The organism is Rudanella paleaurantiibacter (genome assembly GCF_009184635.1).
In the GTDB taxonomy this organism is placed as follows: Bacteria; Bacteroidota; Bacteroidia; order Cytophagales; family Spirosomataceae; genus Rudanella; species Rudanella paleaurantiibacter.
On record NZ_WELI01000001.1, the window covers coordinates 1004512 to 1029577 of the forward strand.

17 protein-coding genes are annotated in these 25066 nt (G+C 55.0%); 8 read left to right on the top strand and 9 right to left on the bottom strand.

Features of this window, described 5'->3' with window-relative positions; genetic code table 11:
* Positions 1 to 259: 259 nt before the first annotated feature.
* Genes F5984_RS03880 through pgmB form a run of 3 tightly spaced genes read right to left on the bottom strand, consistent with a single transcriptional unit; the run spans position 260 to position 3931 of the window.
* Positions 260 to 2629: a glycoside hydrolase family 65 protein gene (locus tag F5984_RS03880; protein WP_152122927.1), complete on the bottom strand. Its 2370-nt coding sequence runs from the start codon at positions 2627 to 2629 to the stop codon at positions 260 to 262.
* A gap of 22 nt (positions 2630 to 2651) precedes the next feature.
* Entirely contained in the window at positions 2652 to 3218 is a 567-nt protein-coding gene (locus tag F5984_RS03885; RefSeq protein WP_152122928.1) for a DinB family protein, read from the bottom strand.
* A gap of 32 nt (positions 3219 to 3250) precedes the next feature.
* The gene (gene pgmB, locus F5984_RS03890; protein WP_152122929.1) at positions 3251 to 3931 is read right to left on the bottom strand and encodes a beta-phosphoglucomutase; all 681 of its coding nucleotides are present in this window, start codon (positions 3929 to 3931) and stop codon (positions 3251 to 3253) included.
* Between the two features lie 202 nt (positions 3932 to 4133).
* Here pgmB and trxA point away from each other — a divergent pair, with 202 nt between their 5' ends.
* Positions 4134 to 4463, top strand: a complete 330-nt coding sequence (trxA, locus tag F5984_RS03895) for a thioredoxin (protein WP_152122930.1) — start codon at positions 4134 to 4136, stop codon at positions 4461 to 4463.
* A 141-nt stretch (positions 4464 to 4604) separates the two neighbouring features.
* Here the strand turns inward: trxA and F5984_RS03900 are convergent, their stop codons facing one another.
* The 3 genes from F5984_RS03900 to F5984_RS03910 form a co-directional block, all read right to left on the bottom strand.
* Positions 4605 to 6230: a putative maltokinase gene (locus F5984_RS03900; RefSeq protein ID WP_152122931.1), complete on the bottom strand. Its 1626-nt coding sequence runs from the start codon at positions 6228 to 6230 to the stop codon at positions 4605 to 4607.
* Between the two features lie 45 nt (positions 6231 to 6275).
* Positions 6276 to 8360: an alpha-1,4-glucan--maltose-1-phosphate maltosyltransferase gene (locus tag F5984_RS03905; RefSeq protein ID WP_394367379.1), complete on the bottom strand. Its 2085-nt coding sequence runs from the start codon at positions 8358 to 8360 to the stop codon at positions 6276 to 6278.
* 73 nt (positions 8361 to 8433) lie between these two features.
* Positions 8434 to 9615, bottom strand: a complete 1182-nt coding sequence (locus tag F5984_RS03910) for a cation:proton antiporter (RefSeq protein WP_152122932.1) — start codon at positions 9613 to 9615, stop codon at positions 8434 to 8436.
* Positions 9616 to 9969: 354 nt separating this feature from the next.
* On the opposite strand from F5984_RS03910, the gene F5984_RS03915 reads away from it, so the two are divergent.
* Positions 9970 to 12000, top strand: coding sequence for a transglutaminase domain-containing protein (locus F5984_RS03915; protein WP_152122933.1), 2031 nt, complete (start codon positions 9970 to 9972; stop codon positions 11998 to 12000).
* A 2-nt stretch (positions 12001 to 12002) separates the two neighbouring features.
* On the top strand, positions 12003 to 13922 hold the full coding sequence (locus F5984_RS03920; protein WP_152122934.1) for a DUF3857 domain-containing protein: 1920 nt from the start codon (positions 12003 to 12005) through the stop codon (positions 13920 to 13922).
* A gap of 59 nt (positions 13923 to 13981) precedes the next feature.
* Here F5984_RS03920 and F5984_RS03925 read toward each other — a convergent pair whose 3' ends face one another.
* Complete coding sequence (locus tag F5984_RS03925) at positions 13982 to 15535, bottom strand: phytoene desaturase family protein (RefSeq protein WP_152122935.1); 1554 nt, start codon at positions 15533 to 15535, stop codon at positions 13982 to 13984.
* Positions 15532 to 16407, bottom strand: coding sequence for a PE-PGRS family protein (locus tag F5984_RS03930; protein ID WP_152122936.1), 876 nt, complete (start codon positions 16405 to 16407; stop codon positions 15532 to 15534). Before F5984_RS03930 ends, F5984_RS03925 begins: the two co-directional genes overlap by 4 nt.
* 135 nt (positions 16408 to 16542) lie before the next feature.
* On the opposite strand from F5984_RS03930, the gene F5984_RS03935 reads away from it, so the two are divergent.
* Both F5984_RS03935 and aspS read left to right on the top strand, forming a co-directional pair.
* On the top strand, positions 16543 to 19065 hold the full coding sequence (locus tag F5984_RS03935; RefSeq protein WP_152122937.1) for a S9 family peptidase: 2523 nt from the start codon (positions 16543 to 16545) through the stop codon (positions 19063 to 19065).
* A 154-nt stretch (positions 19066 to 19219) separates the two neighbouring features.
* On the top strand, positions 19220 to 20977 hold the full coding sequence (gene aspS / locus F5984_RS03940; RefSeq protein WP_152122938.1) for an aspartate--tRNA ligase: 1758 nt from the start codon (positions 19220 to 19222) through the stop codon (positions 20975 to 20977).
* Between the two features lie 118 nt (positions 20978 to 21095).
* Here aspS and F5984_RS03945 read toward each other — a convergent pair whose 3' ends face one another.
* Positions 21096 to 21467 carry a DMT family protein gene (locus F5984_RS03945; protein WP_152122939.1) on the bottom strand — a complete coding sequence of 124 codons (372 nt, stop codon included), beginning with the start codon at positions 21465 to 21467 and terminating at the stop codon, positions 21096 to 21098.
* A gap of 274 nt (positions 21468 to 21741) precedes the next feature.
* Between F5984_RS03945 and F5984_RS03950 the strand changes: the two genes are divergently transcribed.
* From F5984_RS03950 to hslV, 3 genes are all read left to right on the top strand, one after another.
* Entirely contained in the window at positions 21742 to 23442 is a 1701-nt protein-coding gene (locus F5984_RS03950) for a pyruvate dehydrogenase complex dihydrolipoamide acetyltransferase (protein ID WP_152122940.1), read from the top strand.
* Between the two features lie 95 nt (positions 23443 to 23537).
* Positions 23538 to 24434 carry a hypothetical protein gene (locus tag F5984_RS03955; RefSeq protein WP_152122941.1) on the top strand — a complete coding sequence of 299 codons (897 nt, stop codon included), beginning with the start codon at positions 23538 to 23540 and terminating at the stop codon, positions 24432 to 24434.
* The gene (gene hslV, locus F5984_RS03960) at positions 24434 to 24976 is read left to right on the top strand and encodes an ATP-dependent protease subunit HslV (RefSeq protein ID WP_152122942.1); all 543 of its coding nucleotides are present in this window, start codon (positions 24434 to 24436) and stop codon (positions 24974 to 24976) included. The genes F5984_RS03955 and hslV overlap by 1 nt, the downstream gene beginning before the upstream one ends.
* Positions 24977 to 25066: the final 90 nt, after the last annotated feature.

Consider the following 25066-nt stretch of genomic DNA (forward strand, 5'->3'; position numbering starts at 1 on the left):
GTAGACTATTAGTTGACATAAGGCCGCAGCTGTACCAAATAGTTACAAGGTGTGCGTTGTGCGTATTTTTGTGTTGATTTACAGGTAGTTGTATTGTCTTTTTCCCGTTTACCGATCACGAAAAAGTGTTTAGAAATAAATGCTTTTAATCTGATTTTAAAGCGAAACCGGGTTTGGAGTTTGAGATGTCATCTTTCTAAACAAGATGACATCTCAAACTCCAAACCCGGTTCACCAACGGAGTAACATAACCAGAAGGTTACGCTTCGGCCGTATTGGTTTTTACCCCAACCGTTTGAGTACCGTTACCGGCAACGGTCACCGGTGCGCCATACACAAATAGCGTCACCGGTTGGGCCGAGAAGTTCTCGACCGTTACGGTTTGCTGAGTGGTGGTAACCTGAAGCAGGGCGCCCCGGAACCGAATCTTGAAGGCCAGTTTCTGCCAGCCATCGGGGCAGTACGGACTGAGCCGGAGGCCATACTGACCCGCATCGGTCTGTTCGACCCGCATACCGCCGAAGCCTTTCACCACGGCCAGCCACGTGCCCGCCATTGAGGTGATATGCAGGCCGTCTTCAGTGTCGTTATTGTAGTCGTCGAGGTCGAGCCGGGCCGTGCGCAGGTACATTTCGTAGGCCTTTTCTTTCTTGCCCAGCAACGATGCCAGAACCGAATGCACACAGGGCGACAGCGACGATTCGTGCACGGTCATAGGCTCGTAGAAGTCGAAGTTACGGGCAATCGTGCTGTGGTCAAACTCGTCTTCGAAGAAGTAAATCCCCTGCAACACATCGGCCTGTTTGATGAAGCACGACCGCAGAATCCGGTCCCACGACCAATGTTGATTGAGGGGCCGTTGCCCCTTCGGAATGTCGGAAACGGACAGGAGTTCTTTATCCAGAAAATCGCTCTGCTGCAAGAATACCTGCCGGGTTTCGTCGTAGGGGTAGTGCATGTGGCCCACAATGTGCGACGCCTTCCCGATTTCTTTTTCTTCCTGAAAATGAATCCGGTCGCACAGCTCGGCGTACCTGTCGGGGCTCAGGGCCTTCACCTTTTCAACTACCTCCATGGTGTACCGGAGGGTCCAGGCGGCAATGTAGTTGGTGTACCAGTTGTTGTTGACGTTGTTTTCGTACTCGTTGGGGCCGGTTACGCCCAGCATCACGTACTGCTGCTTAGCCTCCGACCAGTTCACGCGCTGACTCCAGAACCGGCTGATGGCAATGAGCACTTCAAGGCCGTACTCAACCAGATACGCTTCGTCGCCGGTGTAGCGCACGTAGTCGTAAATGGCGTAGGCAATAGCCCCGTTGCGGTGAATCTCCTCAAACGTAATTTCCCATTCGTTGTGGCACTCTTCGCCGTTCATGGTCACCATCGGGTACAGAGCCGCCCCAGCCTTGAAGCCCAGTTTCTGCGCGTTTTCAATAGCTTTGCCGAGCTGCTTGTACCGGTACACGAGCAGGTTACGGGCTACTTTCTGGTCGGCCGTAGCCAGGTAAAACGGCAGGCAGTAGGCTTCGGTGTCCCAGTAGGTCGATCCGCCGTATTTCTCGCCGGTAAAGCCTTTGGGGCCAATGTTGAGCCGCTCGTCTTCGCCGGTGTACGTCTGGTTGAGCTGGAAAATATTGAACCGGATGCCCTGCTGAGCGGCCACCGTGCGGTCATCACCGTCAATGGTGATGTCGTTCATTTTCCACTTATCGGCCCAGGCTTGCTTCTGCTCGAAGAGCATCTTTTCGTAGCCCTTGCGCGATACCCGCTGCATGTACAGGCGGGCCTCCTGAAGCAGCTCGTCGGAATCGTAACGGTCCGTCGCACGGTTGAGCGACGACAGGTTAACCCCGTACTTGTAAATGGCCGTTTCCTGCTCCTGTCGGCAGTCGAGGGTAATCCGGTTGGCTACGTATTTTTCGTACTTGATCGGCTGCGACTGGTAGTCGATCCGAACGCCATCCTGCTCAATTTCAACGCACATTCCGGTAGCTACGTGGAAGCCGGTTTTACGGGTACGGAGTTCGATGTAAGCTTCGCCGTAGCCGGTTTCTTTGCGTACTTCGTCCCAGAATGTCTCGTCGTAGTTGGCGTCTTTGTTCCGAATGGCCCCGTCGAGGTAAGGGGTAATGGTAATTTTAGCGTCGAAGTTGAGCGGGGTAATGGCGTACCGAATGGCCCCCGCTTCGTCGTCGACGATGGAGCAGAACCGCTTGCTGACTACTTTCAGCTCTTTGCCGCTCTTGAATACGGCCACAAACGACCGTTCGAGGTACCCCTCCTGCATGTTGAGCACCCGCCGGAAGTCGCGCACCTCGCAGGTGTTCAGGTCGAGCGATTCGTACTCAATATCAATGTCGATACCAATCCAGTTGGTGGCATTGAGCACCTTGGCGAAATACTCAGGATAGCCGTTTTTCCACCAGCCGACCCGGGTTTTGTCGGGATAGTACACCCCGGCCACGTAGTTGCCTTGCAGGGTTTTGCCCGAAAACTTTTCTTCAAAATTGCCCCGTCCGCCCATACGGCCATTGCCGAGGCTCATGAGGCTTTCGGTGATTTCGTTGTGCTCGCGGTGAAACCCCTCTTCAACAATGTTCCAGGGATCGTGGGAGATGTAATTTTTCATAGTGTAAATGCCTAAACAGGCCTCAATACGGTAAACCTTCTTTTACCCGCATAGCCTGCGCCATGTGCCGTTCGGTATGAAGTACCAGCATCTGAATGGCGTCGCCTAGTCTCATTTTGAGCCAGTTGCCTAGCAGGGTAGGTACTTTTTCGCGGTTCCAGTCGAGATAAATCGCTTTGTCGAGCAGGCTGTTCAGTAGCGTTTGCAATTCGACAAACTGATGGAGCACCGGCCCTACGTCGAGGTCGGCAGCGGTACGGGGTTTGATAACGCCCGGAGCCGGTATTTTTCGAGTATTCTTAGGGTCAACGACCTTGATCATTAACCGGCCAATCCAGTCTGATTCGAGCGTCTGATCGGTTGGCCTATGTTGCACCAGCCCCAACTGATCCACCTTGTGCTGAAGCTGCCGGATGTAAAACCGCTCGGCCAGATTCAGGTGTTGCAGGCATTCGATAATGCTCCAACCCCCGTTGGCCGGTTTGGTTCGGAGTTGGGCGTCGGTTAGCGGCCTGAACTCCCGCTCGACGGTGTCGAGAATACGGTTCAGTCGGGCTTGCAGATCAGTAGCGGTGGTGAGCTTTTGCATGATACAGACGGGTTTGGGAATCGTTCAATCCGTCAGTAGCCGAGTCCCTGCGCCCGTTCGACGGCCGCGAGTAGTTCGGTAACGGTGAGGTGTTCGAGTGAGGGTACTACCAGGTCGGCCTCGGTCAGAACGTCGGGCGAGCCAATGCCCACGGCAAACATGCCCGCGCGTTTGGCGGCTTCGACCCCGGCCACGGCGTCTTCAAACACCACACAATCGGCCGGTGCTACGCCTAACTCAGCCGCCCCGTTCAGAAAGACCTCCGGGTCGGGTTTGCCGCGCGTAATCTTGGTGCCGTCGATGATCGCGTCAAATTGGTCGACCATATGGATGCGTTCCAGAATGAGCCGGGCATTTTTACTCACCGACCCAAGGGCGGTTTTCAGGGGTGGTTGGGCGTGTTTTAGCTGGTGAAAAAAGCCCGCAACGCCCGGCAGAATATCATTGGGCGTCATGCGGCTGACCAGTTCGAGGTACCAGTCGTTTTTCTGGGTAGCGAGTTCGAGTTTACGCTCGTCGGTAAGGGTAACTCCACCATGCGCCAGAATCAGGTCGAGGGAGTCCATGCGGCTTACCCCCTTGAGGGTTTCGTTGAATTCGTGCGAAATATCGAAACCCAGTTCGTTGGCCATTCGGCGCCAGGCCTGATAATGAAAAACGGCCGTGTCGACAATAACTCCGTCTAAATCAAATAAGAATGCGCTGATAGGCATGTACTTCAGGTTGAATTGAGTACGCAAAATAACACAAAGTTGCGCGTATTGCCCGTTCAGCGGATAAGTTCAGGACCGACCGGGCGTTGCCAACCGGGCCGGTGAGAGGCTAACCCGGCAGTCGGTAACCAATGGAACTTAATAAGGTAGTTCGGGTTTATGCTCTTGAATTAGTCAAGAACAACAATAAACAATCATTGTCATGGCAGCAGGATCTCGCGCCTTTGAAGCAACTGACGCAAATTTTAACGAACTCATTAATTCTGATAAGCCTGTATTGGTAGACTTCTGGGCCGAGTGGTGCGGGCCTTGTAAGATGATCGGGCCACTGGTTGAGCAACTCGCCGACGAGTACGAAGGTAAAGCTGTTGTGGCCAAGATGGACGTGGACCAGAACGCCCAGGTGCCTATGCAGTTTGGTATTCGGAGCATCCCGACCCTGATGGTTTTCAAGAACGGTCAGCTGGTTGATAAAGTAATTGGTGCTGTTCCTAAGGCGGTTCTGGAGCAAAAGCTACAGGCTGCGTTGTAAAAAGGTTTATAGTTTTTGGTTTTTGGTCGTAGAAGCCGGAACGTTGGCCGCCAGAAACGATAAACGATAAACCAAAAACCCTACTATACAAAAAGCCCCGGCTGACGACAGCCGGGGCTTTTTTGTGGGCTAAACCGGGGGCTACCCGTTGAGTAATTTGGTTTGCAACATAGGCACCTCTTCGCGGTGGCCCTGATCGCTGATGCGGATTTTCTCAATTTCGCGCACTACATCAATAATCCCCTTGAGCGGAATCTTCACCCAGTCGGGCCGGTAGCTGATTTCGTACCCCAGTTCGTACACTGCTTTTTCGAGCAGGTACACCAACAGCAAAAAGTTGATCTCGTTGTTGTTTTTGAACAACGGATGCGGACTTCCAAACTCGCTCAGGTAGGCATCCAGATACGTGTCGCGGATGAGGTAAAACCACCGGTCCGACACCCGTTGCAGATGCTCCGGCGAGATTCCCTGCGTTTCGGCCGCATTGAATAGCTTGGCCGAAACGGCGTAGTGGTACGACCGAATCATGCCGGCCACGTCTTTAAGGGGCGAATGCTTTATTTTCCGGTCGGTGATGGTGCTTTCGGGTTCGCCTTCAAAGTCGATCACCACAAAATCGTCGGGGGTAGCCAATACCTGACCCAAGTGATAGTCGCCGTGGATTCGGATGCGTAGCGAGTCGAGCGGGCGCGTCCGAAACTCCTCCACAAAGGCTTCGATCATTTCTTTCGCTTCCATAAACACCCACGCCAGCCGTTGTGCCGGTACATCGAGCCGGGTGTAGTTGTCGATGAGTAAGGCGTACCGGCGGTCGAGCAGGTCGGCAAACCGGCCAATCAGAAACTGACGGTACTCGTCGGTGAAGGGCTCCGGGGCAAAGGCCGGGTCGGTGGTGCGGGGCTGGTACAGGGCGCAGTGCATTTGTCCGGTTCGTTTGCCCAGCAACTCAACCTTATCGAAAACGTCTTCTTTGATGGTAAACAGCCGATTGGGTACGGCGTACAGAAAGTCGTTCAGGTAATCGCCGGTTTGCATCCACGAATCCTTGTCGTTACGTACCATCCGCTGCATCATACCGAGCGTAATGGGTCGACCAGCCGACGGGTTCCAGCCGAGCGTACCGCAAAAAGCCGGAATATGCTCAAAACCGCCTTCTTCGGTCAGAAATGCCACCATTTCGACTTCGGGGTTGGTTTCTGCAAACAGTTTTCGGTAGAGTTTCAGGAAGTACGTTTCCTGCCTAGGGGTACCAAACACCATGGCCGAGTTGCTCGAATCGACGGGCAGAACCCGGCTGTTGGGCTGGGTATCGTCGGGGGCGAGGCCCCGGCCCCGTACCGCCGTGAGGCTTCCGTCGGGCTGTGGCAGTTCGGTGTTTTGCCGAATAGCCTCAAAAAGCGCCGTGCGGAAGTCGGGGTGGTAGATAGCGTCGATGAGCGTGCCCTCCTGATTGCCGCAGACCAACGGGCTGATTTTCCCTTTGTCGGGAACCTCGTTGGGGCTGTTGGCCGCCAGCAGGGTTACGGGTAACAGGTACTGCTCCGACTCACCCTCGGCGTATGTAGCCTCTACGATAAGCAGATAGGCCGGTTGGCGGACCGTTGGAACCGTATGTACCGAGGTCACGGCAAAGCCCGTTTGTGTGCGGGCTTTACCGGCAAACCAGCGGCAGGTATTCACGTAAGCAGGCAGCACATCACGAGCCAACGCGTCCCAGAAGGGGGCCTCGGTAGCCAGAGCGGGCCAGGAAAGTTGGGTTTGGAGCATAAAAAGAGGGTGAGTTAGCCAATAAATTCGGCTAACTCATCAAGTTTACAATTCAATCCGAAACAGGTGCATGGGCAACATGTACGGGTCGAGTTCAACGTAATTCCATTCGCCTTTCCAATTGTAACGCGCGCCGGTGAGCAGGTCGTGTACCACGTAGGTCGTATTGCCGTCGATACCCAACTGCCAGATCGGTACCTGCACCATGCCCGCCCGTCGGTTATACGCGTCCATATTCACTATCGTCAACAGCCGGTTGTCGCCCGCTGTTTTGAGGTATGCCATGATGTGGTCATCGTCGATGCGGCAAAACGTCAGGTTGTTCGTTTGCTGCAAAGCCGGGTTTTCGCGCCGAATCCGGTTCGTAAGGGTAATCAGGTACGTGAGTTTGTTGGTACGATCCCAGTCCCAGTGCTTTATCTCGTACTTCTCCGAGTTCAGAAACTCCTCTTTACCGGCATTGGGCACGTGTTCCATCAGCTCAAACGAGGGGCCGTAGATACCGTAATTGCTCGACAGCGTAGCGGCCAGAAAGTACCGGATGAGGAACTGCGGCTCGTGGCCCGATTGCAGAATGTACGGGTTAATGTCGTGCGTAGTCGGCCAGAAGTTGGGCCGGAAATAGTAGCGCATGGCATCGGGTTGGCCGTTGGTAGCGGTCAGCTCGGTCATGTACTCCATCAGCTCGGTTTTGGAGTTCCGCCAAGTGTAGTAGGTGTACGAGTGCGCAAATCCCCGCTTGGCTAGTTGCTGCATGACTTTGGGCCGGGTAAAGGCCTCCGACAGGAAAATCATGTCGGGAAACTCCTTTTTCACCTCGGCAATTACCCATTCCCAAAATGCAAACGGTTTGGTGTGCGGATTATCGACCCGTACAATCCGAACCCCCCACGAGGCCCAGAGCAACAGCACCCGCTTCATTTCGATCCAGAGGTTACGCCAGTCTTCGGTTTCGAACCATACCGGGTAAATATCCTGATATTTTTTGGGTGGGTTTTCGGCGTACTGAATGGAGCCGTCGGGGCGTTTCTTGAACCATTCGGGGTGCTCAGTAGCCCAGGGGTGGTCGGGCGAACACTGAATGGCCAGGTCCATGGCCACCTCCATATCGTAATTGCGGGCAATGGCAATCAGGTGCTTGAAGTCCTCAACCGTGCCCAGTTCGGGGTGAATGGCGTCGTGCCCGCCTTCGGGCGAGCCGATGCCATAGGGCACACCCGGCTCGCCGGGCAGGCAGGTTACCGAGTTATTTTTGCCCTTGCGGTGGGCGGTGCCAATCGGGTGAATAGGGGGCAGATACAACACATCGAAGCCCATGCCCGCAATCCGGGGCAGGAGCCGCTCCACATCGCGGAAGGTGCCGTGCTTGCCCTCGGTCATCGAGGCCGACCTTGGAAACAAACAGTACCAGGTGCTGAAACCCGCCTTTGCCCGGTCGACTTCAACGCCCAGCTCGCGGCTGTAGCGGGCCGGGTGCTGCCGCTCGGGGTATTGCTCGGCCAACTGATGAAAGGCATCGCCCAGCGCTACCTGCACGGCCTGGTCGTAGGCGTCGGGGTTACGGAACAGCTCGGCAATGCGGAACAGTTCGGCCTGGTCGTGGGCGTTCCCTGCCGTATCGCCGGTCGGACTGCCCCCCGCGCGGTGGGCCATCCCCTCGGCCAGGGTAGCCCCGGCCAGCAGTTCGCTCGTGACGCGTTGACCGTCGCGGACTTTCAGGTCCAGCTCATGCTGCCACGAGCCAATATGATCGACCCAGGCTTCGAGTGTGTACTGATACCGGCCCACCTGCTCTACCGAAAAAGCACCCGCCCAGCGGTCGTTTTCGAGCTTGTGCATGGGGGATTCGTGCCAGTGCTTTTCGTGCGGGGCGCGGTACAACAGCCGGGCCGACACGTAGTCGTGCCCGTCGGCAAAAATATCGGCTTCTACCTGAATAGTGTCGCCGGGAATGGCTTTGATCGGAAAGCGGCCTCCATCGAGCTCAGGGCTAACACGTTCAATCACCACACGGACCTGCCCGTACACATCGGCCAGCGAAAGATCGACAGTAGGGGTTTGGGTGGCTTTAGACTTGCTCGGCTTTTTTGGGGTGGTCGTTTTACTCATGGGTTGGTTCTGCGTTGTCATGGACCCGGCGGGCTGGGCCGGGTCTCTTGTTAGAACCACAATGATACGAAAATGTCTATTGTACCGACCCCAATTACTCGGCTGTGGTAGGTTTGTGGCTAATCAGGCCGCCCATCATGACCATCGCCGACAGTACAACGGTCAGCATCAGCACCCCCTCCCGAAAGCCCGTTAACCGGAGTGGTTCGGGAATGTTCAGGTAAAGTAGAATGGTAACAAGGCCGCGCGGAGCCACCCAGAGCAGGGGCTTCAGCGGCCCATCCAGAGCCACCCGCAACGATACATACCGGACGCCCAGGATGGTGCCCACAAACAGCACACTGACAATAATGGCGTCGAGGTCGATGAGGGTACTGAGGTTGGCCGCGTAGCCAAACAGGAGAAAGAAAAAGGTACGGATGACAAAGCCCCCCTCGGCCGTGAGATTTTTAAGCTGATCGAGCTCTTTTTCAAATAGATCGTTCTTGAAAATCTGGTCGAGACGCCCCCGGATAAACAGCTCGGTGTTGTTCAAAAAAAGCCCGAAAACCAGAATAATCAGCAGCGAAGACATCTGGTAAACCTGCGCGATGGCGTACACCAGCAACAGCACGGATATGATGGGCAGAAATTTGACCGTATGGTTGATTCGGCTGATGAGGTACAGCAGGCCCAGACAGCAAAGGATGGAAACGAGCGAAATCAGCAGGGTATCGCGGGCAAAGACGAGGGTAGCCCCCAGCACGGACGACGATTGGGCCAGCAACACGAAGTTGAACAGCATAACCCCCATAATGTCGGAAAACGTAGCTTCGTAGAGGCCAAACTCGCGTTGCCGCTCCGACAAATTCTGAGCGCCCGGTACGGCAACCGTTCGGCTGATGACCGCAAAGGGCAGGGCATTGATGAGGCACCGGTAAAACGTTTCTTCGAGTAAAAGAAACAGCATCCCCGCCAGCAGCAAGGTGGTAAAAACAAGCGAACTGAGCGCCGTAAGGGCCGTTCGGCGGAGTAGTCCGAACTGAGCTGACTGGATTTCGATGTCGAGACCGCCTTCGAGCACAATCAGAATAAGTCCCAATGTGCCGAGTGTGGAGAGCGTAGGGGCCACATACGGAATCTGCACGCCAAGGTACTCGGTGACCTGCCGGGTGAGCATGCCCAGCGCCAGTAGTAAAATGACGGAGGGCATCTTGAAGCGGCTACTCAACAGGTCGAAAGCGTACGAAATCAGTACGGATAAGCTCAGCCCAATGATTAAATACGAGGAATCCATCCAGCAAACAACGAACAGGTAACAGGGAACAACGAACAGAGAATAACAAGGGAGTGGTTTGCGGTGGGATTCGACAAAAGTACGCACAAACGAGCCACGGTTACTGTATTGAGTGAATGAGGGGTTAGTGTGAGCGCTATTTTAAGCGTGTAGATCCATAGGAACTGGTTATAACCCGAAATTAAACGTACGGAATGGAGCCGTAAGTACGGGCCGACTCGTTTCGGTAACCCTGTGTTAGATATATGTTTGTTGGTATTTTTATCCATGATTTAATTTATTTATTTGATCGGTTTGTATCTCAAATTATACTTTACTTATATTTCGAACTAAACTATATTAACACCATATGATATGGACTCCCACCTCTACAAACGGATATGGGTGCTGACCCTGTTGAGTTTCTTGTTCATGGATACAACAGCAGTTGTTGCCCAAGCGACATCCACGCAGGCTCCAATCGTTAAATTAGGCCGGGTTACTGCGGCTGATTTTGACCTTGCTGCTAGCGGCCTCGACTCTACCGCCGAGGCCGAGGTTCTGTATGATCACGGCAGTGTACGCTTTGACTTGCGGAACAACACATTTATAATGGAGTTTACCCGCCATCGGCGGATCAGGATTCTGAAAAAGTCGGCTTTAAACCGGGGCACGGTTGAGATTCCTACGTTTAAGGGGGAAGGTGCCGAGCGCGAATACATGGTCGGTATAGATGGCTACACGCACAATCTGAACGGGCAGAATGTAACGACCGATAAGCTCACCCGCGCGGGTATGGTAAGCGAGCGGGTGAGTGATCAGGTTACGCTCGAAAAATTTACGTTGCCCAACGTACGTGAGGGCTCCATTATCGAGTACCGGTATGTGCTCCAAACGCCGTTTAGTGTGGCTCACAACCCCCGAACCTGGGCATTTCAGGAAGAAATTCCGGTCCGGTGGAGTGAGTACAACATCACCATCCCCAATTATTTCTATTACAAAATCATTATGGGGGGCTACTTAGGGCTGACCGAGCAAAAACAACGCTCGGTGTCCATGAACTTGCTGCCCGGTGTACCCGATACGCCCGCTATTGTGTATCACTTTGCTATAGCCAATGTACCGGCTTTGGAAAGTGAAGATTACATCACGACAACCAGAGACTACACCTCGAAAGTGGAGTTTGAGCTGGCTAAAGTGCAGATTCCGAATGGGTTGATTAAGGACTTTACAGTTAGTTGGGAAACCCTGGATAAGACCCTGCTGATGGCGGACTGGTTTGGTAATCAATACAAAAAAGCGCCTTTTCTGCGCGATGTAGCCACCTTGATTCGCTCGCAAAACCCAACCGACTCGCTCGCCCGGTTATCTGCGGCCTATGACTACATCCGCAAATCAATCAAATGGGATGGGTCTAACAGCTATTCGTGCAAGAGTACCAGGAAGATATTTGAAGCGAAAAAAGGGGATGCGGGCGATATTAACCTTTTGCTGATTGCCTTACTGCGTGAACTTGATTTCGATGCGAACCCGGTTCTTCTGAGTACCCGTTCGCACGGAAGGGTAATGGAAGAATATGCTCTCACGCGGCAGTTCGATTATGTGGTGGCTCATGTGCATACCAACGGGCAGGAGATTATGCTCGACGCTACCGACCCGTTCATTAAAATGGGGATGCTACCCAAGCGCTGCCTCAATCAGACAGGGCGGCTTGTTGTGCCCGATCAGAAGAGCCGGTTTGTATCGTTGTTGCCCACCGAGCGAGATACTGAGTTAACGTCAGGCCAGTTTACCCTTGCCGACGATGGCGAGGTGAAAGGAACCATGAAACACTCGCGGGGTGGTTATAGCGGCTGGAGTGCCCGTTCGGTGTATCAGACAGACGGTGAAGCGAAATATCTGGAGCAGATTCTAAAAAAACGGCCTAACTGGCAACTCAATACTACCGAAATTACGGGAGTCAGCAACCCGGCTGCCGCCTTTGAATCCAATCACACGCTGGTTATTGCTGATGCGTACACCGAAGCGGGCGACCGTATTTATCTGAACCCCATGCTAACCGAGGGACGTACACAAAATCCGTTCAAAGAAAAAACGCGGCTTTATCCCGTCGACTTCGGCGCACCCATTGAAGAGGCTTTTATGGCAACATTTACGCTGCCGCAGGGGTTTGCGGTCGAAGAATTACCTAAAGCTGCCGTCATCAGCCTGCCCGATAAAGCCGGCCGGTTTTCGTATCAGGTTTTACATACGGGTAATCAGCTACAGGTGGTGAGTCGGCTGTCGTTGCGCAAGCCGATTTACTTTGCCGAAGAATACGGGGCTTTGCGGGAATTGTTTGCGTTGATCGTGACCAAACATGCCGAACGGGTGGTACTCAAGCGGGGCGAAGTAGCTAAAAAATAGGTATGAAAAAACTGTTTTTATGGCTATTGGCACTCCCGACGCTGGGAGTGGCTCAGGATGAATACCGGGCCTCGGCTATTCCGGCTCCATTACACACAAACGCACACGCGGTCATCCGTCGGCACGAAACAGTATTCACCGTCAAAGCCCCCGGCGAGGCTACCCACCGGGTTCGGACCGTGGTGACCGTGCTCGATGCCAAGGGCGACGATCAGGCGCAACTGGTGGTACGCTATGACAAGCTGTCACGTGTTGACGACATATGGGGCGCGTTATATGGTGCCGATGGGGGTTTAATTAAAAAGCTCAGGAAAGCCGATATTGACGACCGAAGCGCCTACGATGGCGTTAGTTTTTTGACGGATAACCGCCTGAAACAAGCGATTTTTCCGCGTCAGCCTTCGTATCCGTATACTGTTGAATTTGTGTACGAGACTACGGAGCGGAATCTAATGTTTTACCCAACCTGGACTCCGCAGTCGGACGAAAACGTATCATTAGAACAAGCGACCTTGACCATGGTTATGCCAACCAACATGCCATTGCGTTACAAGGAGGTGAACATGAAAACACCGGTTGAACGCGTAGCGGGTAACCAGCAGACGGTGTATCGCTGGGCGATTCAGAATCAGCCTGCTTTGCAACTGGAGCCAATGGCCCCGCCTGCATCGGAGCTACTCTCTACTGTGTATACCGCCCCTACAACCTTCGAAGTGCAGGGGTACGCAGGTGTAATGCAGTCTTGGCGTGATCTGGGCCGGTTTTATTATTTGCTCAATCGAGATCGTGACCAGATTCCCGATGCTCTCCGCCAACGGGTTGTGCAGCTCACCGCGAATGAGCCAACCGCGTTGGGCAAAATCAAAAAAGTGTATGAGTTGGTGCAGCAAAGCACGCGTTACGTAAGCGTACAGCTGGGTATCGGTGGCTGGCAAACTATTGAGGCTGGTAAAGTAGCCGACACTCAGTACGGCGATTGTAAAGCCTTAACCAACTACACCAGAGCCTTACTGAAAGCGGCTGGTATTCCGGCTATCGATGCGCTGGTGCGGGCCGGCAATGGTGCCCCCGACATCCGCACTGATTTTCCCAGTTTTCAGTTCAATCACGTAATTCTGTGTGTGCCGATCAACCAGGACACGCTCTACCTCGAATGTACCGACCAAAGCGGAGTGATGGGCTATAACGGTACATTTACGGGAGGCCGACACGTGTTACTTGTTACCCCTGATGGCGGCAAACTGACCCAAACCCGACACTATTCTCCGACCGATAACCGGCAGGTTCGGCGTATTGATGTGGTGTTGACGGCCGACGGCAACGCCACCGCCGAAGCCCGTAACCTCTACACTGGTATTCAGCAGGAGAGCCGTGCTCAGGCATTGGTCAGCAAGAGCCAAACCGAGCAGCGCAACTGGCTACTACAGCGCATTGTGATCCCTAATTATGAGCTGACTAATTTTTTGCTGACCGAACACCGCACCCCGATTCCGGCCGTGTCGGAGAATCTGACACTATCGGTGCGCAAATGGGCCACACCGAGTGGCGCGCGGTTGTTCTTGCCCCTCAATTTAATGTCGGCACTCGACCCGGTTACGCCAGCTTCGGCGCCCCGGCAGTTTGAGTTGGACCTCGATGCCAACTGGGATTGGCAGGATACCGATACCGTAAGCTACCAGCTCCCGGCTTCGTACACGCCCGAGTTCATGCCCGCGCCAGTAAGCATACGGTCAAAATTTGGCGATTACACAGCTCAGGTCAGCTTGAAAGACGGTCGGCTGATATATATGCGTCAGATAACGGTTCGGCGAGGGCGTCATCCGGCTTCGGCTTATGCCGAATGGGTCGATTTTCGGCGTAGAGCGGCCAGACAGGATAAAGTGCAGGTCGTACTGGTGAAACAGGAAGTTGCCACCAAATAAGACCGGTTACGTTTCATATCCTGCTCGTTGTTAACTGCTATTGTTTCTCTGTTCGTTGCTTATAGTTCTGTCGCGATTTTGGCCGAGAGCAGGCAGAGTGGAATACCCCCGCCCGGATGCACACTACCCCCCACAAAGTACAGGTTGTCGATCCGGCTCGAAAAGTTGGGGTGCCGTAAAAAAGCCGCAAACCGGTTGTTCGACGCGGTGCCGTACAAAGCCCCTTGGGCCGAGGAGGTCCGGGCTTCGATCGTGCGCGGGTCCAGAATAGCCTCGCATTCGATGAGCGAACCTACGTCGACCCCCAGATTACGGCTCAACTTTCGAATTACGTCTTGCCGGGTTTGGGCAATGATGGCATCCCAGTCTTGCCCTTCATTGGCGGGGGCGTTGAGCAGAATAAACCAGTTCTCGCAGCCCGGCGGGGCATCATCGGGCTTGTTTTTCGAGGTGATGTTGACGTACACCGTCGGGTCCTCATAAAGCCGGTCGCGCTTGTTGAACAAGTAATCGAACTCGGTGCGGTAGTCGTTGGAGAAGAAAATATTGTGCATGTCCAGCTCTGGAAACGTCTGCCGGATACCCCAGTAAAAAATCAGGCCCGACGACGAGCGGGGTTGCCGGAGCGTCCGTTCGGGGGCGGGTTGGGTAGGCATCAGCCGCCGGTACGTGGGCGTCACGTCCATGTTGGAGACGATGCGGGAGAAGGGCAAAAAGGAGGAACGGGAGGAGGGAGACGAAGGGGACGAAAGGGATGCAGGGGAGGGCGGCATGGCTTTGCGACCTTCTACACGTTCTCCCTTTTTGCCAATTTTTACGCCAACAGCCCGGCCCTTTTGGACCACAATTTCTTCTACCGGTGTACCGAAATGGAACCGTACACCCTGTCGTTTGGCCAGTTTCACAAGAGAGTTGGTAATGCTTACCATACCCTGTTTCGGGAAAAAGGCCCCGATGTTGTATTCCAGATGCGGAATGATGTTGAGCAGCGCCGGAGTTTGGTACGGGTCGGAGCCGTTGTACGTCGCGTAGCGGTTGAATAACTGCACGAGTTTCGGATGCTCGAAAGCCCGCTTATTCGCGCCGTTCATGGTGCCAAATACGCCCAGCCGGGGTAGGTTGAGGTAGCCGCGCAATGCCTTGCGGTTGAGCCACGTACCCGCCTTGTGCAGCGAATCGTGCAGAAACAGCCCGTCGGTGACTTCGTATTTAAAGGCGCTGTCTTTCAGGAAACTGGTAACCCGGTGTGCTGGTTCGCCCAGCTTAGTTTCCACTTCCTGCGCAAACGCATGGGTATCCGCCCAGGCCGTCAGCCGGGTGCCGTCGTCCCAGAAATACCGACAGATTTCGGGCAGGCGGAGGTATTCAAAATGGTCGGCCGGGTTCTCGCCCGCGAGCCGGAACAGCTCTTCTACCAGATGGGGGAGGGTAAACAAGGACGGCCCCGCATCGAAGCGGTACGTGCCCGAGGCTCCCGCTACATCAAACGTGGATAGCTTACCGCCGGGGTACTCGTTAGCTTCAAATACATGGACTTCATACCCTTTGACCGCCAGCCGGATAGAGGCCGCAATGCCCCCGATGCCGGCGCCAATCACAGCCGCCGTTTTCATTTTCGCGCGTAATAGTACAGTGATATCGCTGGCGAGTTAAACCGCTCGCTCAGTGTGTAATACCCTTTGTTCTCCCGGTCGAAGCAAACGGCTTCGCCCTGTGGTTCGAGCCGGTAGGGGAGTGCCCGGCTGTTTTGCCGTTGCAGGGCGTCGGCTACCGACTGCCCATCGCTTCGTTTGTAATACAGAATGTTGGTGTAGGTGCGGAGCAGAATTTCGGAGCCGTCGCTCGAAATCCCCGCGCCCGTTACCACCGAAAGCGGAATTTCGCCTAACGCTTCGGCCACCGTAACTACGTTGATGTCCTGCGGGTACTTGAGCCGGTATAACCGCACCCGCGACTCTCGTTTCGAGACAATGTAAATATCCTTCGTCTGCGGGTCTACAAACAGGGCTTCGGCATCGCGTGGGCCATCGGGATAGCGGTAGTTGATGCGCTCCACCTGCCCAATCGACTCACTGAGGCTCCCCGGCTCGGGAAACCGGTAAACCACCCGCGTAGGGTGCTCGCCGTTGTTGTCGCCAATGTCGCCAATGTACAGGTAGTTACGGTTGTTCTGCGGACCGGGGCCGCTGCTCATATCTTCCCAGTCGATATTCTGCGTATTTGGGACCGCCATTTTCCCTTTCACCTTGCCATCGTGCCCGAGGAGCGAAATCTCGGTTGGGCTGCCGCTGTCCTGATGCACCCAAAGGTTACCCGGCATGGTTCGGCTGTCGACCACCCCCGAAGCCTCATCAATTTGGCCGGGTTGAATACCCACCGCAACCGGGTCGGAGCTAAACTGAGCCGTGCTACTCGGCGATACCCCCGGTAGTTTACAGTTTGTGGCAAGTAGGACAATTCCAAGAAAGAGAGAGGAGCGATTCATGATCACGGGTCAGATAAACGGTACACGGAGCAAAAATGGCTCCATTCCTCAGAAAGTAACGCCGGAAAGGGGGGCAGCGGTTATAAAAAACTTTATTGAGTGCGTATTTTTGAGGGAATTGTTAACTACATGGCTATGCTTTATTTACTTCATGAACGACGTTTGAACCGTCTGGCGATGCTCGTGGGGCTGGCGTTTCTCTCAGCCGGAACGTTGCGGGCTCAATCGTACCAGACTCCCCCCAAAGCCCTTGCCGATCTGGTAACGGTGCCGCCCACGCCGGGTGTCAGCGTATCGGGTAAGTCGGAACGCCGACCGGACGATTACCTGCTCATTCTGGAACGGGCCGCCAACCCAACCATTGCCGAGCTTTCCCAGCCCGAACTCCGGTTGGCTGGTTTGCGGCTTAACCCGGCCATTAATGGTCCGAGCCGGGCTACGTACCTGACCAACCTGAAACTCAAGAAACTACCTGCTGGTGCTGAAACGGTAATTGCAGGCCTGCCGTCGCCCGCCCAGTTGAGCAACGTGCAGTGGTCGCCCGACGAAACTAAAATCGCGTTTGTCAACTCGACGGATAGCCGGATGGAACTGTACGTGGCCGACGTGGCCACTGCTACGGCCCGGCGCGTAGCCGACATAGCCCTCAACGGCGTGTTGGGAAGTCCCTACCAGTGGGTATCCGACAGCCGGAGCCTGATTGTAAAGGCCGTACCGGCTGGCCGCGGGGCAGCTCCTGAAGCGAGCCGCATACCCGTAGGCCCCACCACGCAGGAAAACGTAGGTGGTCGGCGTGGGCAGGCCCCAACGTATCAGGATTTGCTCAAAAACCCGTCCGACGAGGGGCAGTTTACCTATTACGCCACCAGTCAGGTGATGCGGGTGGGCCTCGACGGCAGCACGCGGGCCATTGGTCAGCCGGGCATTATCGGTGGAGCTTCGCCCTCGCCCGATGGCCGGTATGTGATGGTACAAACCTACCACAAGCCGTATTCGTACCTGGTGCCTATTTACCGCTTCCCGGTGCGTACCGATGTGTTTGGAGCCGATGGTGCTTTGGTGAAAACGCTCAACGATGGCCCGTTGCAGGAGAATGTGCCTTACAGCCCCGACGGTGCCCCCTCGGGCCCGCGTGAGTTTGGCTGGCGCAACGATGCCCCCGCGTCGATTTACTACACCGTAGCGCAGGACAATGGCGACCCCAAAGTAAAAGCCGACATTCGCGACAAGGTGTATCTGATAGAAGCTCCGTTTGCGGGCGAACCCAAAGAAATTTATGCGGCTGCTTATCGGTTTGAAGGGTTTGAGTGGGGCAATGCCAACACGGCCCTCGCGCAGGAGCGTTGGTGGCAGAGCCGGAAAGAAATCACGAAAGTGGTAAACCCCACTACCTGGGCCGCCACTACTCTTTTCGACCGCTCCTACGAGGACCGTTACAACAACCCCGGCACGCCCGATACCCGCCGGAACGAGTACGGCCGTGAAGTGCTCAACCTGTTGCCCAACAACGAAATTATGATGGTCAACGCGCAGGGAGCATCGCCCGAGGGCGACCGGCCGTTTGTCAGTGTGCTAAACCTCAATACCAAGCAAAACCGGATCGTTTGGCGCTCAGGCAACCCCGGCCCCGATGCCACCGTGTTTGAGCGGCCCATCAGTGTGCTCGATGCCGCCAAAGGATTGGTGTTGACCACCCGCGAGACACCCGACGAAAACCCGAACTACTACATTCGGAATCTGAATCCGAAAAACAAGAAGGCAGGCCCCGCCCTGACTCAGGTCACTGCCTTCCCGCACCCGTACCCACAACTCAAAGGCGTGCAAAAACAGCAGCTTCGCTACAAACGTGCCGATGGCGTAGACCTGACCGCGACGTTGTACCTGCCCGCAGGTTACAAAAAAGAGCAGGGGCCGCTGCCCACGTTCCTGTGGGCTTACCCGGCTGAGTTTAAAAGCAAAGATGCCGCCGGACAGGTGTCAGGCTCGCCCTACCAGTTTAACCGGATTAGCTACTGGGGCGCGGCTGCCTTTGTGACGATGGGATACGCCATTCTCGATAATGCCAGCATTCCGATTGTGGGTGAGGGCGACAAAGAACCCAACGATACCTATGTGGAGCAACTCGTATCGAGCGCCAAAGCGGCTATTGATGAGGGCGTTCGGCTGGGCGTGGTGGATTCTACGCGGGTTGGTGTGGGTGGCCACTCATACGGAGCCTTTATGACGGCTAATTTGCTCACTCACAGCCGGTTGTTTCGGGGTGGTATTGCCCGGAGCGGTGCCTACAACCGAACCCTGACCCCCTTCGGCTTCCAGAATGAACAACGTTCGTACTGGCAGGCCCCGGATGTGTACAACAAAATGTCGCCGTTTATGAACGCCGACAAAATGAAGTCGCCCCTGTTGTTGATTCACGGTGAGGCCGACAACAATACCGGTACGTACCCCATTCAGTCGGAGCGGTATTACAATGCTCTGAAGGGCTTCGGGGCCACCACGCGGCTGGTGATGCTGCCCTACGAGAGCCACGGCTACACGGCGAAGGAATCGTTGCTACACATGCTGTCGGAAATGAACAGCTGGCTCGATGCCTACGTGAAGAACCCCAAGCCGGTCACCACCGGCCAGAAACCTGCCCGAATCGGGGGCGGGGAGTAAAACAAATGAACCTTGCCCCTTGGCCCTAAAGTCTGTACCTTTGCGGCCTGAATTCAATGAGTGAACGAGTGACGGTCCGACGTATCGGTGAGTGATTGAGCGAGTTTATAAAATTCACTCAATCACTCTTGCACTCAATCACTCAATAAAAAATATGCTCCGATCTCATACCTGTGGCGAACTTCGCCTGGCTGATGCCGCTAAAACCGTAACTCTTTCTGGCTGGGTCCAGACCATCCGCGACAAAGGAAAGGTACTCTGGATTGATCTGCGCGACCGCTACGGAATTACCCAACTGATTCTGGAAGAAGGCGTTTCGTCGGCTGAATTATTTGCGACAGCCCGCACGCTCGGCCGCGAGTTTGTGGTGCAGGCAACCGGGCAGGTGGTGGAGCGGAAAGCCAAAAACCCCAACGTACCCACCGGCGATATTGAGGTGCGCCCCACCGCCCTGACGGTACTCAACACGGCCAACACTCCGCCGTTTAAGATCGAAGACGAAACCGACGGGGGCGACGACCTGCGGATGAAATACCGCTACCTCGACCTGCGCCGGAACCCCGTGCGCCGGAACCTCGAACTGCGGCACCGCATGGCGCAGGAAACCCGCCGGTACATGGACGAGCAGGGCTTTATTGAAGTCGAAACACCGGTACTTATTAAATCGACGCCCGAAGGTGCGCGCGATTTTGTGGTGCCCAGCCGCATGAACCCCGGTGAGTTTTACGCCCTGCCGCAGTCGCCCCAAACGTTTAAGCAGCTCCTGATGGTGTCGGGCTTCGACCGGTACTTCCAGATTGTGAAGTGTTTCCGCGACGAAGACCTCCGCGCCGACAGGCAGCCTGAGTTTACCCAAATCGACTGCGAAATGTCGTTTGTGGAGCAGGAAGATATTCTGGTGATGTTTGAAGGGCTGGTGCGGCAGCTGTTTAAAACCGTGAAAGGGATTGACCTGGCCGAGGTGCCCCGCATGACCTACGCCGATGCGATGCGCCTGTACGGCTCCGACAAGCCCGATACCCGTTTCGGAATGCAGTTTGTCGAGCTGACCGACATGGCCAAGGGTAAAGGATTTCCGGTGTTCGACGCTGCCGACCTCGTGGTGGGAATCAACGTGCCGGGCGCGGCTCAGTACACCCGCAAGCAGATCGATGAGCTGACCGAGTGGCTCAAACGCCCGCAAATTGGCGCAAAAGGGCTTATTTATGCCCGCGTCAACGAGGATGGCTCCGTGAAATCGTCGGTCGATAAATTCTTCAGCCCCGAGGATCTGGCGGGTTGGGCAACTCAGTTTGATGCCAAGCCCGGCGACCTGATTCTGGTGCTGGCTGGTGAGGCCGACAAAACCCGCAAGCAACTGAACGAGCTGCGGCTTGAGATGGGCACCCGTTTAGGGCTGCGCAACCCCGACGATTACAAAGTTCTCTGGGTACTCGATTTCCCCTTGCTCGAATACGGTGAAGAAGAGCAGCGGTGGTTTGCCATGCACCACCCCTTTACCTCGCCCAAGCCTGAGGATATTCCGTTGCTCGAAACAAACCCCGGTGCCGTACGGGCCAATGCCTACGACATGGTCATCAACGGTACCGAAGTGGGTGGGGGCTCTATTCGTATTTTCAACAAAGAGCTACAAGCCCGGATGTTCAGCCTGCTCGGCTTCTCCGACGAAGAGGCCAAAGCACAGTTTGGCTTCCTGATGGATGCGTTCGAGTTTGGCGCTCCTCCGCACGGGGGTATCGCGTTTGGTTTCGACCGGTTAACGTCGCTCTTCGGTGGCGCCGACTCAATTCGCGACTTTATCGCCTTCCCGAAAAATAATTCGGGCCGCGACGTCATGATCGATTCGCCTTCGACTATTTCGGATAAGCAACTCGACGAGTTGAAGATCAAATCGGTGGCCGAACCCAAGTAAAAAGAGGGCTCAGAATCCTGTCAGGCTTATTTTGAGATGACATCTCGTTTGGAGAGATGTCATCTCTTTTTTTATCCAGATGTATTGCTGAAGCTCCCAGAGATGTCAGCTCAGCCCATCACCACTTCTTGAAAATAAAAAATACGGCCACAACGATGAAAAAGAACCCGACCAGGTGGTTCCAGGCAAGCTTGTCGGTGCGGAACACAAAAACCGTAATCAGCGTGAACACAATGAGCGACACGGCCTCCTGAATGGTTTTGAGTTCGAAAAGCGAAAAAGGGCCACCGGTTTCGGTAGAGCCGATTCGGTTGGCCGGCACCTGAAACACATATTCAAACAGGGCGAGGCCCCAGCTCAGCAACACAATCCCGGCGAAAGAGAGCCGGGCCAGAGCCGGAAATTGCTTCACTTGCAGGTGGCCGTACCAGGCCAGCGTCATAAACACATTGGAGATTACCAGCAGGCCAATGCAGTAAATTGCTTTCATACGTATAAACAAACAGGCGTTAAGTGACCCAAAGGTACGGGTACAAACGGGTTGGTAAGGCCCCAAGATGCCTAATTCACCGGTCAGATTGACCCACAAGAAGGTGCTTATCGACCAAACAAATGGGCGGAATCGTACAGAACCGGCCCGAATGAATGTGATTTTCGCGCCTTTGCTTTAATTTTGGCGGCCGGTCGATGAGTAGTCTGTCTTTCCGTCGACCCTTACTCGATAGCATCCAACGTCTTAGCGCAATCCGATACATAATCTGACTATGGCTGAATTAATCCGAATGCCCAAAATGAGCGACACCATGACCGAAGGCGTCATTGCGGAGTGGCACAAAAAAGTGGGCGATAAAGTGAAGTCGGGCGATGTCCTGGCCGAAGTAGAAACCGACAAGGCTACGATGGACCTCGAATCGTACGAAGAAGGTACACTGCTGTACATCGGCGTCGAAAAAGGACAGTCGGTACCCGTTGATGGGGTACTGGCCATAATCGGTGCCGAAGGCGAAGATTACAAAGCCCTGCTCGACGGTGGAGCCCCGGCTCCTGCGGCTGCACCCGCCGGAACGCCGGACGGTCCCGAAGCGGCCCCCGCCGGCGACATTAAGTCGGAGCAGGTAAACACCGATATGCCAGCCGCCAATACGGTATCGGCCGCCCCCGCCGAAGAAGTAAACGCGTCGGTGATCCGAATGCCTAAAATGTCGGACACCATGACGGAAGGCGTCATTGTAGCTTGGCACAAGAAAGAAGGCGATACCGTGAAGTCGGGCGATGTCCTGGCTGAGGTAGAAACCGATAAAGCGACGATGGACCTCGAAGCCTACGAAGAAGGCACTCTGCTGTACGTGGGCGTGAAAGAAGGCGAATCGGTAGCGGTTGACGCCGTGATCGCGGTGGTGGGCGAAAAAGGAGCCAATTTCAAAGTACTGCTCGAAGGTGGTGCGTCGGGTAGCGCCCCGGCCGCTTCGGCACCCGCTGCCCCGGCTACGGAAGCGGCACCCGCAGCATCGGCCCCGGCCGCAGCCGCGTCGTCGGAAAACGGCCGGGTGAAAGCATCGCCCCTCGCCAAAGCCATTGCCGAAGAGCGGGGTATCGACCTCCGTCAGGTACAGGGCACCGGTCCAGAAGGCCGTATTGTGAAGGCCGATGTAGAATCGTTTGCGCCGGGTAAAGCCGCGCCTGCTCCGGCAGCCGCACCGGCACCGGCTGCCCCGGTTGCTGCATCTGCACCTGCCCCAGCTCCAGCACCGCAGGCCGCTCCGCAAGCGGCTCCGGCTCCGGCGGGCGAGTTCGAAGACTTCCCGGTCAGCCAGATGCGCAAAACAATTGCCCGTCGCCTGAGCGAGAGCATGTTTACCGCTCCGCATTTCTACCTGACCATGGAAATCAACATGGACAAGGCGATGCAACTGCGCGGAACGGTCAACGCGGTAAGCCCGGTGAAGATTTCGTTCAACGATTTTGTGCTGAAAGCAGCCGCTGTAGCTCTCAAGCAACACCCCGACGTCAACTCGTCGTGGCTCGGCGATAAAATCCGCAAGTACAAGTACGTCAACATTGGTGTAGCGGTGGCTATCCCCGACGGTTTGCTGGTGCCAGTGGTACGCAACGCCGACCAGAAAACGCTGTCGACTATTGCGGCCGAGGTGAAAGACCTGGCGGGTAAAGCCAAAGACAAGAAGCTTCAACCCAAAGATTGGGAAGGTAGCACTTTCTCGATCTCGAACCTCGGTATGTTTGGTATCGAAGAGTTCACGGCGATCATTAACCCGCCCGACTCGTGCATCATGGCGATTGGGGCTATCAAAGAGTCGGTGAAGTTTGTCGACGGCGTGGCTCAACCAACCAACGTGATGAAAGTAACCCTCTCGTGCGACCACCGCGTGGTAGACGGCGCTACGGGGGCGGCTTTCCTGCAAACGTTCAAGCAGTTGCTCGAAGACCCCATGCGCATGCTGGTGTAATTGGAGAGAATAGCAAAAACAAAAAGTCGGTCCATGCAAACGGTTGTGAGCATGGACCGACTTTTGTTTTTGGTAAAACCTGGTTACATTGGTGTATGAAATTATCCACCATTTACCTCACGCTCTGCCTTATACTGGGCTTTTCGTTTTTCGGGTTTGCCCAAACAGACTCGTTAACAGTAGGAGATACGATCTCGGTGAACGGGAAGATTTCGTTTTTCGGCCCACCCCGTCAGTATCGGTATCACCACGCCACCGCGTTGACCTCGCCCCAGTTGCTTCCTTTGTTGGAACGAAACGCTGACCCCGAAGGCAAACGGCTGATCCGGCACTACAAAACGCTGTATGCCATAAAAATGGCGATACCCCGGGTTACGCTGGGTGGGCTTACAGGTAGCTTTTTACTGAGACGGGATAACCCGCTACTGGCTCGAAGTCTACTGGTGAGTAGTGTGGTGCTCACGTATGTACCGCTTTTTATACCCGTTGAAAAAAGTATGGAAAGGGCCGTGAGGCAATACAATGGGCGTTTACGCGGGCAGTCTAGTTCGTATTACCAGCCTATGGTTGCGTTGATCCCGCGATCAGAACGGCTGACGCTGGCTGATACGATTGCCCGGAAAGGGTCTACCAGATTCGTTTACCGCGGCATCCGGGTTGATCCGGCACAAAACCTCCGTCCGGCGTTTGAATACCTCAACAATAGGCGTTTGGTTGCCAATATGCGCTATGTCCGGACAGCCCGAACGATCTCGGTGGTTGCCTCAGGTTTTGCCGCCGGTTTTCTGGCGAGTTATGTTTTGGGCTACTCACTCAGACGGAGCGTCAGTGTAGGGCATACTTATCCGATTAATCGCCCGTTAGTTTACTCAATGGCTGGTGTTATCGGGGCAGGTATTGCTTTTAACTGGCATTTGAACCGAGTACAGGCTGGTACGGTTGAAGAGTATAACCAGCAATTGAAAGAGCGGCTGGTAAGTAAAGAAGAATAATGCAACAGACAATTCATGCCACTACCGTTGTCGGGATTCGCCACAACGGACAAGTATCGCTCGGGGCCGACGGGCAGGCCACCATGGGTAATACCGTCGCCAAGAGTAACGTTCGGAAAGTGCGCTCGCTGCTTGGCGGCAAGGTGTTAGCGGGCTTTGCGGGCTCAACGGCCGACGCCTTTACCCTCATCGAACGGTTTGAAGAAAAACTCAACGGCTACGGCGGCAACCTGAAGCGGGCCGCTATTGAACTGGCTAAAGACTGGCGCACCGACCGGTACTTACGCAAGCTCGAAGCCATGCTCATTGTGGCGTCGAAAGAGGATTTGCTGATCATTTCGGGTACGGGCGATGTGATTGAGCCCGATAGTGATGTGGCCGCTATTGGTTCGGGCGGGAGTTTTGCGCAGTCGGCGGCTATTGCCCTGAAAAAACATGCGTCCCACCTCACGGCCGAAGAAATGGTGCGCGAGAGCCTGCACATTGCGGCCGATGTCTGCATCTACACCAATCATAACCTGACCGTCGAAAAAATCGGGTAGGGACTGGCAGGTAAAGGTCATTGCCTAAATTTTTAGACGGCTGGCGGGTGCGGGGCCGTGCGAATCGGCTACCTTTAACCCTTCACGTGG

What these genes read in the sequence shown, in the direction of transcription:
- F5984_RS03885 (WP_152122928.1), bottom strand. Translation starts at nt 3,218, where the DNA reads ATGCAAAAGCTCACCACCGCTACTGATCTGCAAGCCCGACTGAACCGT.
- F5984_RS03900 (WP_152122931.1), bottom strand. Translation starts at nt 6,230, where the DNA reads ATGCTCCAAACCCAACTTTCCTGGCCCGCTCTGGCTACCGAGGCCCCC.
- F5984_RS03910 (WP_152122932.1), bottom strand. Translation starts at nt 9,615, where the DNA reads ATGGATTCCTCGTATTTAATCATTGGGCTGAGCTTATCCGTACTGATT.
- F5984_RS03915 (WP_152122933.1), top strand. Translation starts at nt 9,970, where the DNA reads ATGGACTCCCACCTCTACAAACGGATATGGGTGCTGACCCTGTTGAGT.
- F5984_RS03950 (WP_152122940.1), top strand. Translation starts at nt 21,742, where the DNA reads ATGGCTGAATTAATCCGAATGCCCAAAATGAGCGACACCATGACCGAA.
- F5984_RS03945 (WP_152122939.1), bottom strand. Translation starts at nt 21,467, where the DNA reads ATGAAAGCAATTTACTGCATTGGCCTGCTGGTAATCTCCAATGTGTTT.
- F5984_RS03880 (WP_152122927.1), bottom strand. Translation starts at nt 2,629, where the DNA reads ATGAAAAATTACATCTCCCACGATCCCTGGAACATTGTTGAAGAGGGG.
- F5984_RS03925 (WP_152122935.1), bottom strand. Translation starts at nt 15,535, where the DNA reads ATGAAAACGGCGGCTGTGATTGGCGCCGGCATCGGGGGCATTGCGGCC.
- F5984_RS03955 (WP_152122941.1), top strand. Translation starts at nt 23,538, where the DNA reads ATGAAATTATCCACCATTTACCTCACGCTCTGCCTTATACTGGGCTTT.
- aspS (WP_152122938.1), top strand. Translation starts at nt 19,220, where the DNA reads ATGCTCCGATCTCATACCTGTGGCGAACTTCGCCTGGCTGATGCCGCT.
- F5984_RS03920 (WP_152122934.1), top strand. Translation starts at nt 12,003, where the DNA reads ATGAAAAAACTGTTTTTATGGCTATTGGCACTCCCGACGCTGGGAGTG.
- F5984_RS03935 (WP_152122937.1), top strand. Translation starts at nt 16,543, where the DNA reads ATGCTTTATTTACTTCATGAACGACGTTTGAACCGTCTGGCGATGCTC.
- hslV (WP_152122942.1), top strand. Translation starts at nt 24,434, where the DNA reads ATGCAACAGACAATTCATGCCACTACCGTTGTCGGGATTCGCCACAAC.
- trxA (WP_152122930.1), top strand. Translation starts at nt 4,134, where the DNA reads ATGGCAGCAGGATCTCGCGCCTTTGAAGCAACTGACGCAAATTTTAAC.
- pgmB (WP_152122929.1), bottom strand. Translation starts at nt 3,931, where the DNA reads ATGCCTATCAGCGCATTCTTATTTGATTTAGACGGAGTTATTGTCGAC.
- F5984_RS03930 (WP_152122936.1), bottom strand. Translation starts at nt 16,407, where the DNA reads ATGAATCGCTCCTCTCTCTTTCTTGGAATTGTCCTACTTGCCACAAAC.
- F5984_RS03905 (WP_394367379.1), bottom strand. Translation starts at nt 8,360, where the DNA reads ATGACAACGCAGAACCAACCCATGAGTAAAACGACCACCCCAAAAAAG.